Source organism: Acidimicrobiia bacterium, assembly GCA_041676705.1.
Taxonomy (GTDB): Bacteria; Actinomycetota; Acidimicrobiia; order Acidimicrobiales; family SKKL01; genus Actinomarinicola.
In genome coordinates this window covers 85,257-103,786 of sequence record JBAYRL010000006.1, presented here as the reverse complement: position 1 = coordinate 103,786, position 18,530 = coordinate 85,257, and the positions used below count along the sequence as shown (strand labels likewise).

20 protein-coding genes are annotated in these 18,530 nt (G+C 56.0%); 15 read left to right on the top strand and 5 right to left on the bottom strand.

The genetic code is table 11. From position 1 onward, the window contains the following. Positions 1 to 35 precede the first annotated feature (35 nt). Entirely contained in the window at positions 36 to 2,036 is a 2,001-nt protein-coding gene (locus WC184_10345) for a PASTA domain-containing protein (protein MFA7478274.1), read from the top strand. A 14-nt stretch (positions 2,037 to 2,050) separates the two neighbouring features. Here WC184_10345 and WC184_10340 read toward each other — a convergent pair whose 3' ends face one another. The 5 genes from WC184_10340 to flgN form a co-directional block, all read right to left on the bottom strand. After that, entirely contained in the window at positions 2,051 to 2,554 is a 504-nt protein-coding gene (locus WC184_10340) for a hypothetical protein (GenBank protein ID MFA7478273.1), read from the bottom strand. 2 nt (positions 2,555 to 2,556) lie between these two features. Next, complete coding sequence (locus tag WC184_10335) at positions 2,557 to 2,916, bottom strand: response regulator (protein MFA7478272.1); 360 nt, start codon at positions 2,914 to 2,916, stop codon at positions 2,557 to 2,559. A 66-nt stretch (positions 2,917 to 2,982) separates the two neighbouring features. Further along, complete coding sequence (locus WC184_10330; protein ID MFA7478271.1) at positions 2,983 to 3,912, bottom strand: flagellin; 930 nt, start codon at positions 3,910 to 3,912, stop codon at positions 2,983 to 2,985. A 30-nt stretch (positions 3,913 to 3,942) separates the two neighbouring features. Then, entirely contained in the window at positions 3,943 to 5,403 is a 1,461-nt protein-coding gene (gene flgK / locus WC184_10325) for a flagellar hook-associated protein FlgK (protein MFA7478270.1), read from the bottom strand. After that, positions 5,404 to 5,913: a flagellar export chaperone FlgN gene (gene flgN, locus WC184_10320; protein MFA7478269.1), complete on the bottom strand. Its 510-nt coding sequence runs from the start codon at positions 5,911 to 5,913 to the stop codon at positions 5,404 to 5,406. Between the two features lie 236 nt (positions 5,914 to 6,149). On the opposite strand from flgN, the gene WC184_10315 reads away from it, so the two are divergent. The 14 genes from WC184_10315 to WC184_10250 all read left to right on the top strand — a co-directional run bounded on the left by WC184_10315 (position 6,150) and on the right by WC184_10250 (position 18,530). Next, entirely contained in the window at positions 6,150 to 7,355 is a 1,206-nt protein-coding gene (locus tag WC184_10315; protein MFA7478268.1) for a flagellin, read from the top strand. Between the two features lie 93 nt (positions 7,356 to 7,448). Then, entirely contained in the window at positions 7,449 to 9,059 is a 1,611-nt protein-coding gene (gene fliD, locus WC184_10310) for a flagellar filament capping protein FliD (GenBank protein ID MFA7478267.1), read from the top strand. Positions 9,060 to 9,081: 22 nt separating this feature from the next. Further along, positions 9,082 to 9,516: a flagellar export chaperone FliS gene (fliS, locus tag WC184_10305; protein MFA7478266.1), complete on the top strand. Its 435-nt coding sequence runs from the start codon at positions 9,082 to 9,084 to the stop codon at positions 9,514 to 9,516. A gap of 4 nt (positions 9,517 to 9,520) precedes the next feature. Next, positions 9,521 to 9,865 carry a hypothetical protein gene (locus WC184_10300; protein ID MFA7478265.1) on the top strand — a complete coding sequence of 115 codons (345 nt, stop codon included), beginning with the start codon at positions 9,521 to 9,523 and terminating at the stop codon, positions 9,863 to 9,865. Between the two features lie 170 nt (positions 9,866 to 10,035). Then, positions 10,036 to 10,383, top strand: coding sequence for a flagellar biosynthesis protein FlgB (locus WC184_10295; protein MFA7478264.1), 348 nt, complete (start codon positions 10,036 to 10,038; stop codon positions 10,381 to 10,383). A gap of 9 nt (positions 10,384 to 10,392) precedes the next feature. Continuing rightward, positions 10,393 to 10,803, top strand: a complete 411-nt coding sequence (gene flgC, locus WC184_10290) for a flagellar basal body rod protein FlgC (GenBank protein ID MFA7478263.1) — start codon at positions 10,393 to 10,395, stop codon at positions 10,801 to 10,803. A gap of 2 nt (positions 10,804 to 10,805) precedes the next feature. Then, positions 10,806 to 11,147, top strand: a complete 342-nt coding sequence (locus WC184_10285) for a flagellar hook-basal body complex protein FliE (GenBank protein MFA7478262.1) — start codon at positions 10,806 to 10,808, stop codon at positions 11,145 to 11,147. Beyond that, positions 11,147 to 12,826: a flagellar basal-body MS-ring/collar protein FliF gene (gene fliF, locus WC184_10280; protein MFA7478261.1), complete on the top strand. Its 1,680-nt coding sequence runs from the start codon at positions 11,147 to 11,149 to the stop codon at positions 12,824 to 12,826. Before WC184_10285 ends, fliF begins: the two co-directional genes overlap by 1 nt. Further along, complete coding sequence (fliG, locus tag WC184_10275; protein MFA7478260.1) at positions 12,823 to 13,851, top strand: flagellar motor switch protein FliG; 1,029 nt, start codon at positions 12,823 to 12,825, stop codon at positions 13,849 to 13,851. Before fliF ends, fliG begins: the two co-directional genes overlap by 4 nt. After that, positions 13,841 to 14,539, top strand: coding sequence for a FliH/SctL family protein (locus WC184_10270; protein MFA7478259.1), 699 nt, complete (start codon positions 13,841 to 13,843; stop codon positions 14,537 to 14,539). The genes fliG and WC184_10270 overlap by 11 nt, the downstream gene beginning before the upstream one ends. A gap of 52 nt (positions 14,540 to 14,591) precedes the next feature. Continuing rightward, on the top strand, positions 14,592 to 15,890 hold the full coding sequence (locus WC184_10265) for a FliI/YscN family ATPase (protein ID MFA7478258.1): 1,299 nt from the start codon (positions 14,592 to 14,594) through the stop codon (positions 15,888 to 15,890). Then, complete coding sequence (locus WC184_10260) at positions 15,887 to 16,330, top strand: flagellar FliJ family protein (GenBank protein MFA7478257.1); 444 nt, start codon at positions 15,887 to 15,889, stop codon at positions 16,328 to 16,330. The genes WC184_10265 and WC184_10260 overlap by 4 nt, the downstream gene beginning before the upstream one ends. Continuing rightward, the gene (locus WC184_10255; protein MFA7478256.1) at positions 16,327 to 17,346 is read left to right on the top strand and encodes a transglycosylase SLT domain-containing protein; all 1,020 of its coding nucleotides are present in this window, start codon (positions 16,327 to 16,329) and stop codon (positions 17,344 to 17,346) included. Before WC184_10260 ends, WC184_10255 begins: the two co-directional genes overlap by 4 nt. Then, positions 17,346 to 18,530 (top strand): flagellar hook-length control protein FliK, encoded by a 1,185-nt coding sequence (locus WC184_10250; protein MFA7478255.1) that lies wholly within the window; start codon positions 17,346 to 17,348, stop codon positions 18,528 to 18,530. Before WC184_10255 ends, WC184_10250 begins: the two co-directional genes overlap by 1 nt.

The following is an 18,530-nucleotide window of genomic DNA, read 5'->3' as shown; positions in this document are numbered from 1 at the left end:
ACCAACTTGGGGTTTAGACCGTCTAGTCTAAGAACGTGACGGTTTCGCGCATGGTCGATCAAATCGGACGAGTGCTAGATGGGCGTTACCGGCTAATTGCCCCCGTAGGTGCTGGTGCCTCGGGAAGGGTTTTTCTGGCCGATGACGTGCGTCTGCGTCGCCGCGTCGCCGTGAAGATTCTGCATCCCTCGCTCGCTGATGATCAAGGCTTCTTAAGGCGTTTTCAAGCCGAAGCCCAAGCCGCAGCAGCGCTTAACCACCCCCACGTAATGGCGGTTTACGATTGGGGTCACGACGAAGTGCCCTATCTCGTCACCGAATATTTAGGCGGTGGCAGCCTGAGGGCGCTTCTTGATCAAGGCAATCGCCTTAGTGTTTCCCAAGCTTTGCTGGTGGGTTTAGAGGCAGCTCGGGCGCTTGATTACGCCCACCGACGGGGTTTCGTACACCGCGACATTAAACCCGCCAACCTGCTTTTTGGTGATGATGCCCGACTGCGTATTGCCGATTTCGGTTTGGCTCGTGCGCTGGCCGAAGCGGGCTGGACTGAACCGTCTGGGGCTGTCTTGGGCACCGCCCGCTACGCTTCACCCGAACAAGCCCAAGGGGAACGGGTAGACGGCAAAGCCGACGTTTACGGTTTGGGCTTGACCTTGATCGAAGCGGTGAGTGGCACGGTGCCCTTTGCCGCCGATACCACCATCGCAACGTTGATGGCGCGTATCGACAAAGAAGTTGATCTTGACGAAAGTTTTGGTCCCTTGGGTCCGGTGTTAACCCAAGCTTGTCACCCAAACCCCGCTGAGCGGCCCGACGCCAGTGCTTTGGCAGTTTCGTTTATGGCCTGCGCTGAAGGGTTACCTCGCCCCGAGCGTTTACCTTTAGCTGGTGCACTAGAAGGCGGCAAAAAGCCGCTAGCACCAGAAGATTTGACCGAGGCTGTTCCCTCAACCAACGCTAATGGCGCTGGCCCCGATGGCGAGCCAAGCGAGCTTGATGCCACCATTGCCAACTCGGTGGTCACGGTCGCTGAACCCATCAACCCCGATGAGGACGACAACTCCGGCGAGGACGTTGAGTCGAGCGAACTCAACCCATCACTTGAGACCGACCAAACCACAGCTAAAAAGCGACGGCGCTGGCCTTTGGTGGTTCTGGCGTTGGTGTTATTGGCGGGGCTCGGCACAGCAGGCGGCGTGCTGGCCGCGAAACGCCTGGCTGAACCCGAACTTTATGAGGTTGACAACTACGTGGGGGTTAACGCCGCGGCAGTAGCAGGCCTGGTAGAAACCTTCGGTTGGAGTGTGGAGGTTGAGGAGGTTCGTGAAACCGGGGCCGAGGTAGGAGTCGTGCTTCGCCAAGAACCATTGCCCTTAACCAAACTGGAAGAAGGCCCCGACAGTGTACTTACCGTTTGGGTCTCGATTGGCAACGCGTTAGTGCCAGTGCCAGCCGAGCTAGAGGGGCAAAGCCAAGAAGAGGCCGAAGCGGCCATTGTGGAAGCCGGTTTGGTGGTGGGTGAAATTACGCCAAACTTCCACGAAGATGTACCGGCGGGGGTGGTTATCTCGGTCGAACACGACCCTACCGACGATGGTCAACTGCCCGAAGAAAGCATAATAAATCTTGTGGTTTCGGCCGGGCCGCAACCCCGCATCGTTCCTAACGTGGCTGGAGGTTCCTTCGAAGCTGCCAAAGGCGCCTTGGAAGCCTTGGGCCTCAGCGCCGCTGAAGACCGCGAAGCTTCAGAAACAGTTCCACAAGGCCAGGTGATTGGTACTCGACCAGCCAATGGTGCCGAAGTCGCCAGGGGTGATGAAGTCACAGTGGTGGTCTCTAGCGGTATGCCGTTTGTGAAGGTGCCCGATGTACGGGGGCTTTCCGAGGCCGACGCCACTGCCAAACTTGAAGCCAATGGATTGGTGATCGGCGATCGCCTAGGGCCGCCGCGCCGTGAGGTTCTTACCACCGACCCTCCCGCTGGTGAATCGGTGCGCAAAGGTACCAGGGTCACCATCATCACCCGGTCAACCTAATTACTGGTGTCCCACTAACAGATAATTACCCCAATACGGCCATCGCCGTAACCTTCCACCATGACGGCAAACTCACGCCGTTTCGACGGATTATGGATGGCGTGCCACACCGTCTCGGGAACCTCGGGACTATTAGAAGGCCAAATCTGATCAAGGCGCATGTGAGGCGAGTTCGGAGTGTTCAAGAGCGAGGTCATTATGTTGGCCACCTCTTGATAATTTTCGAAAAGAGTTTCCGACAATTCGCCAGCCTCGGCAGCTTCTAGGGCCGCGGCCGCGGGAATCATGCCCAAGGCCGCCCCCGAGATTGCCGCGAACGACAAATCAGCCAGCGAAAGCGCGGCTAATTCTCCGTTGGTGTCGATATAGGTAGCAATGATGTGCTGACCATCGGGGTTGATCGCCGTGGGCGTGACTTTGGTGGCGGCGGTGCCTTTGCCCACCAACGCCCCAACAAATTCACCTACCGCTTCTTGGATAGGTACTGGTGGGGCAGAAGCGTTAGCTGGCGGTCGCACGGCTATGCAATACCTAGGGCTTGGCGGAACGAATCGGGGTTGAAAGGCTTGGTCAAGAGAAACGACGCTCCGGCTGCCAAGGCTTGTTCTTTGTAGGTAGGCGTTGATTCTGAGGTGATGAAACCGAAAGTGGTGTCGTTACCTTCGGCTCGCAAGGCCTGTAAGAATTCCATGCCGTTCATTTCCGGCATGTTCCAATCAGAGAGAATGAGGTCGGGGGAATGTTCCTTTACGGCCGCTAAACCTTCCAAGCCATTTTCGGCTTCCACGATTTCGGTTTCTTCAAAACCGGCTTGGCGCAGATTTCGCTTCACCAGCATCCGAATAGTTTTGCTGTCATCGACAAGTAGAATCTTGTCCACAAGTACTCCTTGAGAATACGGGCTTTAGCGTTTGGGTAGGCCCACGTTAATAGTTGGCGTGCTTCCTCAGCGTAGGAAGTCAAGCAAAGTTGGTTGAATAACTTTGCCGGTGACTGAAAGCGCAGCTTGATAGGCCATTTCTTGTACTTGAACTTCGATTAGCGATTCGGCCATATCAATATCTTCAACTTCGGCCAAAGCGGCCTTAAGTTGAACATTTATCTCTAAATTTCGAAAACCAATTTCTTCTACCTGGCGGGACCTGGCACCTAGCTCCACCTGGGCGGCCTCAATGCGATCGGTGGCGGCGTCGAGCTTGGTGAGACCAGCACTAGCTGCTTCCATATCGCCGCTGCGCAAAGCTTCTGAAATGCCAGTTAGCACCTGAAAAAGGTTGCCATCAAGCAGCTCATTGGTAGTTAAAGCGTCACCTGGGTTGGCGGGCGTGGCCTCATCGCCAAAGACCGCTGGGCCCGAGCGGTTCACTTGGATGGTGACACCGTCAGCCACGTTGCGTTCCACTACGCCGGCATTGCCGAGATAGTACCCGTCGGCATCGTAGGCGTCGGCCACACCCTCGGTGCCCGAAAATATTGGCCTCGACAGGTGTTGAGTGTTGGAGGTTTGTAGCAGTTCTTCACGAATGGTGTCGATTTCGGCGGCGTAGGCCATGCGAGCTTGGTGGCCGGAAGATGCGTTCAAGGCACCCAGCATCAAACTACGAATTCGTTCGGTTCGCTCAACGGTGTGGGTTAAGGCCCGGTCGGCGGAATCAAGCCAGGTTCGGGCGTCGTTCGAGTTACGTTCTTGTTGTTCATTGCGTCGAAGTTGACCACGGTAGTCGAGCGCCGAGAGTACTTGGGCTGGGTTGTCGGATGGGCGCTGAATTTGCTTGCCCGAAGCGATTCGTTCTTGGGCCCCAACCAGGGAACGAGCTTTGGCGTTGATGTTGTTGAGCAGCATTTTGCTGCTTGACATGTTGGTTACTCGGTTCATGGTTCGTTCCTCGGGTTGCCTCGTGTTGCCCTAGCGTCCCACCAAGCCAGTGCTGTGAATAAGGGTTTGAAGCATTTCGTCAATGGCGGTCATCAATCGAGCCGAAGCGGCATAAGCGTGTTGGGCTTGCACCATGGCCACCATTTCTTCGTCGATATTTACGCCTTTCACACTTTCACGGGCCATATCAACCTGCGATGTGACCTCGATTTGTATGGCATTTCGTCGTGCTAGAGCCTGGGTTTCGATACCTAGGCCACCGATGAGCCGGCTATAGAGGGCATCAGGCCCGTTCGGATATAGCCCTCGCTCACCAAGTTTCGCTAAGGCCGTAGCGTTGCCAGCGTCAAGAGTTCCTGCCGATTGAGAAGGATCGTTGGCGTCGGCGCTAGCAGCTGCAATTTTGTTGGGGTCGCTTTGAAGGGCCGGATTGACCTTTATATTCATGGCCCCTACGCCGCTGGCATCGCCCACAAAGAAGTCTTCCCCGGCGGTTCCATCAAGGTCGAAACCGCTTTGGTGCACACTATTTACATGACTAGCTAGGGCGGCGGCCACGGCGTTTAGTTCATCTAAATAATGGGGCACCATCACATTGGTGGCCTCAAGCAGACCGCCTATTTCGCCGCTAGTTACGATGGCCGGGTAACCATCTTTAGCCCACTGCACGCTATATCGATGCAGCTCGGGCGCATTAGGGTCGGGTGTGCCCCCGGGGGGCGTGGCATCGGTGTCGACGAGGGCTAGTTCTTCAAACCGATCGCCCCTGACTAGAGCGCTGCCGCCTAGATACACATCCATGGTGCCAAGCTCGCCAGCGCGGGTAGTCACACCAGCTATTTCACCGAGTCTTTCAATTAGGCGGTCACGTTGGTCGGCTAAATCGTGCGGGCTTAGACCGGCGGCTGTTGCGTTTCGAATAGCTCCGTTTAGCTCGGCTACCCGAGCTACGGTGGCGTTCACTTCATGCACTAGGGCGTTGGCTTGGTCCACTGAAGAGCGGTGCAGGTTGTGCAGCTCGGTAGCACCACGATTTAGCTCATCGGTAACAGTGCGGGCACGTTCTAAGAGTGCAATGCGGGGGGCTTGAGCACCAGGTTGGTTGGCCAAATCGTCGAAAGCGCCCCAAAGTTCGGCCAGTTGGTGGGCAATACCCACGTCACTTGGTTCGGGGAAGATCATCTCAATACGAGAGGCCACTGAGTGTTGGACCGTGAGAGAAGCGCCTTTGCCGATTTCGTTTAAAGCTCGGGCTTCTAAGAACTCGTCGCGAATACGAATCAGGCCCGCTACTTTCACACCGTTGCCAATGCCATCAGACTTTGACCAAACGGCGGGCACCACCCCACCACCGGCCGACATTAGGTCTACCCGTTGTCGGCTGAAACCTGCGGTCGCGGCGTTTGCGGCGTTGTGCCCGGCGGTTTGTAGGGCCTGTTGGTGCGAGATAAGCCCTGATAATGCAGTTTGGAGTGCGGAGAAGTTAGACATTTACACGTCCCAATCCACCATGGTGGGCCGTGCGGTGGCCCTGGTTCCGGTGCCTTCCGGCGAATAGCCATCTAGTGAAGGGGTCTTGGTGAGGCGAGCCATAAAGTTACGGGTGTCTTCCAAGCCTTGGGCCAAAAGTTCACGATTGTCTCGACTTACCGACTCTATAGAGGCAATAAGAGTGAGGAAGCTGGTTTGATGATCACGCAAGATCTGTCGCCAAGGCTCGCCAGCGGCCGCTGCCAGTTCGGAAAGGCTGGCATCGGCTGCAACACCTAGAGATGGGGCCACGGCTGCTACCTGGGTGGCTCGTAATAGTTCTTCGTTTCGAAGAGCGGTAATGGCGTCTTCCACATCGCGAGAGGCTTGGTCAACCCAACGGGTACGGTTGGCGGCCAGCACCAATTGTTGTGTCTCTAGTCGGTACAGCAAAAGCTCTACCAATCGACGTTGGTGCCATAAGGTTTGGCTCAGCTGCCCTAGCTGCTCTTCGGCGCGAAGCATAGACATGAAGTCTCTATCGGCCCGCGAGCTCTAAAGATGAGGTTTTCCGGGCTTTGTTTATGGCCTTTTTGGCTATCGGTGGGTCGATCGGCCCATTTCCAGCGGAATTTAAGAAAATCTTTCACCAAATCCTTAATTCGCCTTGATGAGCTCCGATCGTTTGTGTGTCACAGGAAGTGATACGGCTCCGGATTCTTATGAGCCGGTAGCCAAGTTCCGAAATCACGGAGGAAATAGGAACAATGCGTATTAACCAAAACATCGCAGCTTTTAACTCATACCGAAACCTATCTATGACCAACACGGTTATGGGTAAAAGCCTTGAAAAGCTTTCATCGGGTTTCCGTATTAACCGTGCCGCCGACGACGCCGCCGGTTTGGTAATTAGCCAAGGCCTGCGAGCCCAAGTTTCGGGTTTGCGCCAGGCTACCCGTAACGCCCAAGACGGTATCTCAGTTGTACAAACCGCTGAAGGTGCCCTAAACGAAGTCCACGCCATGTTGGATCGTATGCGTACCCTGGCTAACCAATCAGTAAACGCTTCGAACGACACCGCTGCTCGTACCGCAGCGGATAACGAAATCACCGAATTGAAGGGTGAGATTAAACGTATTGCTGAGACTACCAAATTTGGGACTCAGGCGCTTCTAGATGGCAGTTTTGGTGCTACACCAGCGAAGCTTGAAGCAACGGGTGATGCGGTAGATTTTAGCAGCTTTACCATTGATGACACTCCAGCCACTGCCAACGATACCGTTTCGATTACTGTTGGTGGCACCACTTATACGGCGACTTTTGCCGATGGGCATACCTTCGCTGATGCGAATGATTTTGCTCAACAGGTTCAAAACAAGTTGCGAGGGGCGTTAGTCTCGGCAGGAGAAGAAGACCTAGCAAACAAATTGAGCGTTGCAGCCGGATTTAACAAGGATGCCGACCTTACCGTTACGGTTGAGCAGACACTTGATGATGGCGACAACTTCACACTGGGAGGAAACCTACTAGGCGCAAACGGGGTCAACCTGGGCACATCCACTAGCGCAAACGCTAAGGGTGATGAAGCTCTGTTCCAGGTGGGTGCCAACTCGGGTGAAACCATTGCGATCAAGAGCGTCGACCTCTTAACCTTGGCGACAAATGGTATAAGTGGAGACGTTCTAACGGCTCAAAATGCTTCTACCTTCATTGACACCATGGATGCTGCCATCGCTTCGGTATCTGATATGCGTGGTCAGCTAGGTGCGGTGCAGAACCGGTTTGAGTCAACCATCAACAACCTGCAGGTGACCACCGAGAACCTAGCCGCTTCGGAGTCTCGTATCCGTGACACTGACATGGCGCTTGAAATGGTGAGCTTCACTCGTCACCAAATCTTGCTGCAGGCCGGTACTGCGATGTTGGGCCAGGCTAACCAATTGCCACAAAGCGTATTGGGCCTACTCCGCTAAATTAGGTACGCCTAAGTGAATTAGCACACCAAGGGTGGGTGGCCATAGCGGCTACCCACCCTTTATGGCTATAAGGGTCTCAAAGGAGCGGTAATGAGCTATATCGATGGCCTAGCATCGGGCCTAAACACAACCGAAATAATTAAAGGCCTTATGCAGGTTGAGGCGATACCTCAAACCCTTCTTAAGAACCAAGTATCGACTATTCAACAAGGCCTCGACGCCTACGCTTCCATTCGTACCAAGATCTCAGGCATTCGCACCGCCGCCGATGCTTTAAGTACCTCGCAAGCTTGGCAGGCGGTGAAAGTTACCTCGTCTAAACCCGACGTAATGGCGGTAACAGCCACCAAGGCCGGAGCCACCCTCGGCTCAACAAGCCTTAGCGTCACCCAGCTCGCCAAAGCCATGGCGCAATCATCGAAAGACACCTTTGCTAGTCTTAACGATCCTCTAGGCGCCAGAGCCATAAGAATTTCCGCTAACGGACACACTTTCGACTCGAGTGAGGCCCAACCGCCCATCGAATCGGTTAGCGACCTAATTCTTGCCATCAACTCTGATTCTAGCCTCAACGTGCGAGCTAGTGCCGTGCAAGTGGCCCCCGGCGAATACCGGGTGGTGCTGACCGCCAAAGATACCGGGGTCGCCAACGGTTTCAGTGTTGAAACTGAAGGTTGGGATCACGATTTCGAAGTCACCAGCCAAGCCCAAGACGCCCTCTTAGAGATGGGCACCATACAAATCACTCGATCTTCCAATGTGATCGACGATCTAATCGACGGCGTATCGATCACCCTCAAAGACGTGTCGGCAACGCCGGTTACCATTGGCATGGAACGCGACATCGATGGTATCACCAGCAAGGTTAAAGCCCTGGTAGAGGCGTTAAATGGTGCGGTGGCGGAAATGAAGCTGCGCACCGGATACGACCCCGAAACCAACCAGCGGTCATCACTCACCGGCGATGCCACCGTCCGTTCACTAAGCCAAAGCCTGGTCAGCGCCGTTACGGGCCTGGTTGCCGGCTCAGAACTCGGCACGGTGGGCTTGGCTGGCCTAGAACTAAACCGAGACGGCACCTTTAGCTTCGACGAAGCGAAATTCAAAGCCGCTTACAACAACGACCCAGCCGCTGTAGAAGCCTTATTCAGCGAAACGACCAGCACTACCGGCGACGTCAGCTTTGAATACGCCGGTTGGCGGACCCAAGCCGGAACCTACGAAATAAACGTCACCGGCGACGGTGAAGGTGGTTATACCGCCACCATCGACGGAGAAGCTGCCGAAGTAAAAGTAAACGACGATGGCTCGCTGCGCATCTCAATGTCGGCTTTGCACAACCGCCTAGGTGGCTTGGCCGTCAACGTGGCGGCCGGAGCTCTACCTGACCCCAACACCAACGACACCGCCAACGTAGGTTCGGTGACGTATAACACTGGTGCTGCCAAGAGACTTGTGGCTTTCACTAATCGTGCCCTCGATCCGGTCGATGGATTACTTACCAGTGCCGAAGACGCACGTAAGAACCGAATCAAAAACCTAAACACCCAGGTGGAAGCGTGGGAGCTACGTTTAGAAAAACGTGAAACCGCCTTACGCCGCCAGTACACCGCCTTAGAAACACTACTTGGGCAACTGGCCAACCAAAGCCAATGGCTCTCGGGCCAACTTGCTGGCTTGAACGCCAACAACCAGAAGTAACTGAGGGGATGAAGGGAACGTCATGTACGCTGCCCAGGCCGCAGTACGCAACAGATTTATAACCGACGGCACAGGCACCGTTTCACAAGAACGCCTACTAATCATGCTGTACGAGCGCCTGCTGCGTGATATTGACGACGCCCACACCGCTCTTGGTGAACCCAGAAACGTTGCGGCCGCCCATGAGGCGTTGGCCCACGCCCAAGACATCGTGGCCGAATTGCACAGCGCCCTAAACCCCGAACTTTGGGAAGGCGGTGAAGAGATGGCCAGCCTTTACACCTATCTGGCCACCCTCTTAATGCAGGCCAACCTAGAAAAATCGCAGGCCAAAGTAGCGGAAGCCCGCTCAATAGTGGCCCCCATGCTGGCTACCTGGCAAGAGGCCTACCAAGCCGTGACCACCCCCGCTCACGCCGCCAAGGTAGGCACGGGCACTCTAGATGTTGCCGGGTAGCCCAATGTCGAACCCTGCCGAGGCGAACATCGAACAATGGAACAGCGCCTTAGACGAGCTCCAAGCCGATCTCGGTGAGCTGCGCCAAGCCCTAGATGACGAAAACCCTGAACTGCCAGCGCTCAATTGGCAACCACCAACAGGTTTGGGCCCCTTACCGGCAGCGTTGGCGCCGCGAGCACAACAACTGGTGGTTGACCTAGACCTAGCACAACGCCACCTAGAAACTTTGCGTAATGCCATTGGTACTGAACTAAGTGAAACCAGTGCTCGCAATAGCCGGGTCAAGCGGGCGATCAGCACGCCGAGTGATACCCCAGCCCCACGTCTTATCGATCACAGCGCCTAGCCCAAGCGGCCTAATTTGGGAATTTTATTCGATAAACCCTAAAGAGCCGCTTCAAGTGGCCGATACGACATAACGAGCTAGGAAGGCTCCACGACCATCGCCACGGACCGGCGAGAAACGTTCTCTTAAGTCGCGAGGTTAGTGATGCTTCCAGTTCATGAGGTTCGGCCGTGATCCTCTCTGACGTAACCATGCAAAGCTTGCAGGCGTCGCTGGCCGGGCTCAATCTTCGCCGTCAAGTGGCCGAAGACAACATCGCCAACATCGAAACGCCGAATTACAAAGCCAAAAAGGTTGATTTCGAAGCGTCGTTGCGCAAAGCCATCGGCAACGCCAACCCGGCCGCAGCCCAGCCAACCGTTTCCAATACTTCGGCGCCTGGCCGTATGAACGGCAACAACGTTTCGGTCGATCTAGAAATGGTCGGACTCACCGAAACAGCCCTTCGCCACCAACTAGTGGTTGAAGCTATGAACTCGAAGTTTCGCTTGTTGCGAAGCGCTATCAGCGGACAATAAGGACCGGCCATGAGTGGAATGTTTTCCTCATTGGCGGTCACCGCCACGGGTATGACGGCTTTCAAAACCTGGATCAACGCTGTTTCTGACAACGTCGCCAACGTGAACACGGTTCGGCCAACCTCAGAACCAGCCTTCCAGGAACGCTTTGTTCATGTCTCGGCCCGCCAAGCCAGCCGCGATGCCATTGGGGCCGGGGTGAAAGTGGACCACATTGAATTCGGTCCGGCGGAAGGGCAGCTGGTTTATGACCCCAACAACCCTATGGCCGATGAAGAGGGCATGGTTCGACGCCCCCAGATGAACCTTTCCGACCAAATGACAGCATTGATTTTGGCGCAACGTGGCTATCAAGCCAACGTGACGGTCTTTGAACGGGCCCGCGACGCTTATCAACGAGCCCTAGAAATAGGTCGATAGCCATGGCCATCATTCCTCCCATTGGTGCTAGCGGAGTTGCGGCTTCACGTTTTGGCGACTTGGCGCAGGTGGGTAACGCCAAAAACGCTCTAGGTGCGACCAACGAATCCGACGGTGACCAAAGCCTTGGATTCGGCCAAGCCGTAATCAATGCTCTCGACAATCTTCAAGCTGCCCACACCGCCACCGACCAAGCTGCCCAAGCTGCAGCCACCGGCGATCTACAAGCGGTCGAGGACTACATGGTGCTGGCCACCGAAACCCAACTCGCCACCCAGCTAACGGTGGCAGTGCGCAACAACGCTGTTGAAGCCTTCAACGAGATTATGAGGATGCAGATCTAATGGCAGGCTTCGACGTGAAATCGCTAAAAGAACGGGCCCAAACTTTAAGTGACGGCTTCACCACCAAACAAAAAGCGTTGATTGGTGGCGGCACGGCCCTAGCAGTAATTGCGCTGCTGACGTTCGTGCGGGTAGCCAATGCCACCGAATATGCCACCCTTTACGCCTCGATTTCGGGTGAAGACGCCGCCGCGGTGGTGGAAACCTTAGAAGGCGAAGGCATTCCATACCGCTTGAGTAACGGTGGTGCCACCATTGCGGTGCCGCAAGACAAGCTGTACAAAACCCGTATTCTGATGAGCGCCAAACCGCTACCCAGCCAAGGCGGGGGCGAAGGCTGGCAAAACCTAGACGGCATAGGCATCACCGCATCCGATTTCAGCCAACAGGTGGGCTACCAGCGGGCACTTGAAGCCGAGCTAGCAAAAACCATACGGTCAATTGACGGGGTAGAAGTAGCCACCGTTCACCTGGCCCTGCCACGCCGCACCGCTTTTGCGCTACAAGACGCCAAAGCTTCGGCATCGGTCATGATCAAAACCAACGGCATTGGCAGCCTTGACCCCATGCAGGTGCAGGCCATTGTAAACCTGGTCAGCTCAAGTGTGGAAAAGCTTGACCCAGCCGACGTGACGGTGGCCGACTCTACCGGTGTTGTCTTAGCGGCGCCCGGTGTTCGTTCGGGGGTGGGTGGTTCTGGCGATATGAACATGCGCCAAGCTGCCGAATTCGAAAGCCGCATTGAAAAGGAAATTACCGCCATGTTGGGTTCGGTGGTGGGTGCGAACCACGCAGTGGTGCGGGTGAGCTCGGAACTGAACTTCGATGAAGCTTCAGTAACCAAAGAAACCTATTCCAACCCTCGTGAAACTGCCGACACTGAAGGTGAACAGCCCCAACTGGTTCTAAACGACGATGTACGCACCGAAAAATACACCGGTGAAACCCCCATGGTAGGCGGCATTCTCGACCTAGACGGGGGACAAGGCGGCACCGGTTCTGGCGAAAACCGCAGCTATGACTTAGATGAAGCTGCTCGCCAATACGCGCTGAACCGTGAGGTTGAACTTATTAATCGGGCACCCGGCAAAATTGAACGAATGTCGGTAGCGGTAATTGTGGATTCCGCCACCACCACACCGGCCATGCTGGAACAAATTGAAGATGTGGTTGCGGTGGCCGCCGGAATTATTACCGACCGGGGTGACACCGTGGTGGTCAGCCGAATGGCTTTCGACACCAGTGCGGCTGAAGCGCTGGAAGAAGAAATGGCAGCGGCTGAAGCTAAAGCCAGCTCGCAAAGCCAGCGTGAACTAATGCAAACCCTGGCTATGGCGGCGGTGGTGTTGCTAATAGTGGGCGTTGCTTGGCGTAACACCGCCAAGGCCCGCAAACGCAACCGCCTGGCCCAAAGTGCTGGCCTAGAACAACTAGCAAACTACGAGACTGTGGGGCTAACTGTGGGTGACGCGGCCGCTGGAGCAGGTTCAAACGACGACGAATTCGCACCACTTGATGCTGATGAGCTGAGCGAACTGGTAGGTGGGTTACACCACACGCCACCGCCCGAAGCCGTTCGAGTAGCCACCGAAGTTGCCGACATGATCGACAACCAGCCCGAAGAAGTAGCCCAGCTGTTGCGAGGCTGGATGACTGAACCTCGAGGTGGCCGACGATGACCTTGGTTGAAACCACCGAAGCGGTTGAGAACCTGACCGGGGTACAAAAAACCGCCATCTTATTAATGGCGATGGGCCAAGAGCGGGCCACCACCATTCTAAAAACGATGCGGGAAAGCGAAGTAACCGAAATCATGGCCGAAGTGGCCCGGTTACCTAAGGTTGACGACCGCACAGTAGAAGCAGTGCTCGGTGAGTTTGCCATTACGGCCTCGGCCCGCCGCCATGTAGCGGTAGGTGGGGTTGATGTGGCCAAAGAAATGCTGACCGCCACGCTAGGTGAACGTCGCGCCGAAGAAATCTTCGAGCAAATGTCGATGAGCTTGGCAAGCGCCCCGTTCGAGTTTCTACGCAAAGCCGACCCGCGCTTGGTGTTGGGCTTCATTCGTGAAGAACACCCCCAAACAATTGCTTTGGTGGTGGCTTACATGACCCCCGACGCCGCGGCTTTGGTTCTAACCAGTCTGCCCGAAGAACTCCAGCGGGAAGTTGCGGTGCGAGTGGCCACCATGGACCGCACCTCGCCCGACATTATTGCCAATGTGGAAGCCATGTTGGAAGCCCGCATATCTTCGGTGGTGCAACAAGGCGACCTTTCCTCAGTTGGTGGGGTTCAAACCCTAGTTGACGTGTTGAACCGGGCCGATCGTGCCACCGAACGTCTGATTTTCGAAGGTTTAGAGAACTTTGATGAAGCATTAGCCGACGAAGTTCGCAGCCTGATGTTCGTGTTTGAAGACATTCTCACCCTCGACGATCGTTCGATTCAACAAGTGCTGCGCCAAGTCGATTCGAAAGACCTGGCTTTGGCGCTAAAGGGCGTGAAAGAAGAAGTGCGGGTGAAGGTGCTTTCCAACGTTTCATCACGCGCTGCTGAGAACCTGAAAGAAGAAATCGACATGTTGGGTGCCGTGCGTCTAGCAGCGGTGGAAGAAGCCCAAGGGGCGGTGGTTCGGGTGATTCGAGCCCTAGAAGAAGCCGGCCAAATTGTGCTTACCCGTTCGGGTGATGAGTATGTCGAATAGCCCGTTCCCACTACTTTCGGAACTGCCCGAAGTCGCGGAAGACCAAGGCGACCCCAAAGCTTTGGCAATTTACCGTTTGGCGCACGATGAAGGTTTTCGCCACGGTGAAATCGCCGGTCAGGCCGCTGGCTATGAAGCTGGTTTGGCCCAAGGCCGTGAAGAAGGTTTTCGCCGGGGCCACTCAGAAGGGCTAGTAGCCGGTATTGATGATGCCGCCGCCATGGCTGAAGCGAAAGTTCGCCGCAATATTGAAGCCCTAGAAATAGCGATCGCGACCTTGGCGCAGCGTGAAGCAACGGCCTTAGAAGAAATCGAAACCAATGTGGTTGACCTGGCGCTATCTTTGGCCGCCGCCATCTTGGATCGTGAGGTTGACGCTTCGATCGACCCTGGCGGTGAGGCCATAGCCCGAGCCTTGAAACTGGCCCCAGGTCGAGGTGAGCTCACCATACGAATGAACCCAAATGATTGTGAAGCGCTGGGCGACCTTTCACAGATTGCACCAGGGCGGGATTTGTTGGTGGTGCCTGATGCGGCCATTGAAGCGGGTGGGGCACTGGTTGAAACCGACACCGCCTTAGTCGATGCCCGTATTTCTACGGCCTTAGCCCGCGCCCGCGAGGTTTTGGCCGACCCCAACCATGAAGCCGTTAACGGTTTCGCCAGTGTCAGCGAAGGGTGGCAATAAAATGGTGGCCTTTGCGGGAACGCCACTGGCAGAGCGTGTCGACGCGGCCCTAATGGCGGCCGGGGCGCGCCGAACCGGTCGTGTGACCAAAGTAGTAGGCCTTACCTTTGAAGTGGCTGGCGTTGAAGCCGCTATCGGCGATGTGATTCGAGTAGAAACCGCAACCGGGCGTGTACTGGGTGAAGTGGTGGCTATCGGTGTCGATTCTGTGACAGCAATGCCGTTAGATGAGCTGAACGGGCTACGAGCTGGTGCTCCGGTTGAGGCTTTGGGGCAAGCAATTTCGGTTCCAGTGGGCGAAGAGTTGTTGGGGCGGGTGATTGACGGTTTGGGTCGACCCCTTGACGACGGTCCACCCCTAGGATCGCTACAACGTGCGGCCTTAATGGCAGATGCCCCACATCCGCTGCGGCGACCCTCTATTTCGGAAGCCGTGCATTTAGGGGTGCGTTCTCTTGACACCATGGTGCCGGTTGGTCGCGGTCAACGCATTGGCATTTTCGCAGGCTCAGGCGTTGGTAAATCAAGCCTAATGTCGATGATTGTTCGAGGTACCGATGCTGATGTTTCGGTAGTGGCGCTAATTGGCGAACGTGGTCGTGAAGTTCGAGAGTTCATCGAACGTGACCTAGGCCCCGAGGGTCTAGCCCGCTCGGTGGTGGTAGTTGCCACCTCTGATGAACCAGCTTTGGTACGTTTGCGGGCGGCCTTCGCGGCCACCAGAGTCGCCGAATATTTTCGTGATCAGGGCCGTCACGTGAACCTGTTAATGGACAGCCTGACCCGCTTTGCGATGGCTCAACGCGAGATTGGCCTTTCCGCAGGAGAAGTGCCTGCCACCAGGGGCTATCCACCTTCAGTATTTGCATTGCTGCCTCGGCTTTTAGAACGTGCCGGGACCTCGGAGCAAGGCTCGATCACTGGTATTTACACCGTGTTGGTGGAAGCCGATGACCTAAACGACCCGATTGGAGATTCGGCCCGATCAATTCTTGATGGCCACATTGCTTTGTCGCGCCGCTTAGCCACCTCAGGTCATTTCCCGACGGTCGATGTTTTGGAATCTATTTCCCGTCTGGCAGGCGCCATCACTAGCCCGCAAGAACAAGAACTCGCCCAGCTGGCACGCCAATTGTTGGCCGTCTACCGCGACGCGCAAGACCTAATTGAAATTGGGGCCTATCAGCCCGGCAGCAACCCGTTGGTAGATGAAGCCGTCTTGCGCCGAGACAGCATCAACCAGTTTTTGCGCCAAGGGATGGGTGAAACCACGCAGCCAGGTGAAGCGTGGCATAACTTGGCCTCGGTTCTTGATGTGCCCTGGGCTGACACCGAGGTCGGTGCGCCATGAAACGCTACCGTTTCCGCCTGGAACAAGTGGCCCGAGTGCGGCGAATTCAAGAAGAACAAGCCCGTGGTGAGTTGTTAATGGCACGCCAACGTTTACTGGAAGCCGGGGCTGAGGTTGCACAACGCACCGATCGTTTAGCTAATCGGGTGGGGCATCGTGGCCAAATAACTACCAGCAGTTTTTTGGCGGAACGTTACCACCACCAGGGTTTAGCCCAAGCGCTGCTAGCAGCCCGCACCGCCGAAGCGAATGCTGCGCTGATGGTAAACACTCGTATTGATGAATGGAAAGCCGCCGCCCAGAAGGTTTCTACCTTAGAACGCCTCGATTCTCGTTCACGGGCGGAATATCAGGCTGAGATGGATCGAGAAGAACAAAAAGAACTCGATGATTTAATCATCACTCGAGCCAGCCAGAACCAGAATGAGGACGAGCCATGACCTCGGTGATGGCAGGAGCTGGCCTGGGCAATGCCCTAGCACGAATCGACCAAATAATCTCGCGGTTCGAACCAGGAGTTGGCGCTGGAACCGATGTTTACAGCGATGCCGATTTCGCCACTCTGCTCGCCCAAAACAACGTCAATTTTAACCCCTCCGCCACGACTTCTTATGGTCTTACCAATACCGGCGAGGCCCTGGTAGCCCAAGGCATGAGTTACCTAGGGGTGCCCTACCTTTGGGGCGGCACTGACCCGGATGTTGGTCTTGACTGTTCCGGTTTCACCCAACGGGTTTTCAAAGACTTAGGCATCGACATTCCACGAGTCAGCCGTGATCAAGCTCGTGGGGGCCAAGCGGTGGCCTCACTCGATGAAGCCCGCCCCGGTGACATTCTGGCTTTTGGTTCCCCGGTCAACCATGTAGCTATTTACGCTGGTGACGGCATGATGGTGCATTCACCCAGACGTGGTGATGTGGTCACCTATGAAGCCATCGATCGGCCCATTACCGCTATTCGTCGTTACACGCCCAGCGCTAGTACACCCTTAGCCACAGGCGGTGCGATTCCTGGTTGGAGCGCGGTGTCCATGTTGGGAAATAATCAAGCTGCCAACTCCTTAGGTGTGGCTGGAGTGCCACAGGCCTATGCGGCTTACTTCAGCGAAAGTGGCTCTCGCTACGGGGTTGACCCCAAGTTGTTAGCGGCGGTGGCCAAAGTGGAATCTGGTTTTAATCCCAATGCTAAGAGCTCGGCCGGGGCGCTCGGGCTGATGCAATTCATGCCCCAAACTGCGGCTTCTATGGGTATCGATCCGCTTGATCCGCGCCAAGCAATAGATGGTGCGGCCCGATACCTGCGTGCCCAACTCGATGATTTTGGCAGCTTAGATTTGGCTCTGGCTGCCTACAACGCCGGGCCGGGAGCAGTTCGCAAACACGGCGGAATTCCGCCATATTCCCAAACTCAGACCTATGTGGCCAAGGTGCAGAGCATCTTGAACGGAGGCAACTGATGTCAGACTTAACAGCGGTGCTGCCAGCGCCGGTCACCACCTACAGCGGTGCTAACGCCCCGTCTGTCGCGACCGACAGCGCCGATTTCAGCGAGACCGAAGGTGAAACCTTTGCCGAGGTGGCTGAACGGGTAATGCCCGTGCTGGTTTCAGAAACTGACACCGAAGCTGTGGTTGAAGACCTTAGCGACGAGGAAACCGAAGAGGCTTTATCGTCAACCAATGGTGAGCCTATAGCCATAGCTTGGGACGTGTGGGGTCAACTCCGCACGGTGGACGAAGTCGACCAAAGCCAAACCAAAACCGAGGAGGCCCCGCCAGAGGAGGCGGCATCGCAACCCGACGTTGTGGCACACGCCAGTTCGTCGCCTGAAATACCTTCTGAACCACCAAATAGCTTGGCGGGGGAGAGCAGTTCTGCGCCGGAGAACGCAGAAGAAGGACCTTCGGCGCCAAGAACCGATTTCACAATCGACACCACTGCTCGTGCCGAGGTCGAACAAGACACCGAACTCACGCCACAAACCCCGGCGCAAACCAACCAAGAGGCGGTCACCCAAACCGCTCCAGCGTCGGAACAGGTGGGCTCATCGGAATCAGCTAAGGCCGAGATTGTTCAACCCAAAGGCCCGGCAGCAGAACAAGCAAAACCGGCGGCAACACCGAATATGGTGACCGCACCAGCAACACCGCCCACCGCTACGGCCGCCAATTTTGAAACCGCGCTTAGCGAAGCCCAAAGCATGGCCCAACCCGAAGCGCCGGTGTGGGAACAACTGGCCACCGCACTTAAACCGGTGCGGCTCTTATCCGACGGCAGCCAACGTCTTTCGGTGGAACTTCACCCAGCGGAATTGGGTTCGGTCCATCTAGAGGTTTCCTTGAAAGACGGGGTGCTAAGCATTCGAGCCGTGGCGGAACACGTGCTCGGCCGAGATGCTCTGCAAAATTCGCTACCCGACCTGCGTGGCGAACTTACCAAAGCAGGCGTCCAGCTTGGCAACGTGGATGTTGGCGATAAAACCTCCTCGGGTGGCCAGGGCAACACCGAGGCGCAACAGGCGCCCCACGTGATGGGGCATGACGCTGGTGAAAGTGCGACAAACCCCTCAGCTGCCCATGGCACACCGGCTGTAAATACTCCTATTCGCGTTGGCCCCGGCGCCCTAAACCTGGATCTTTAA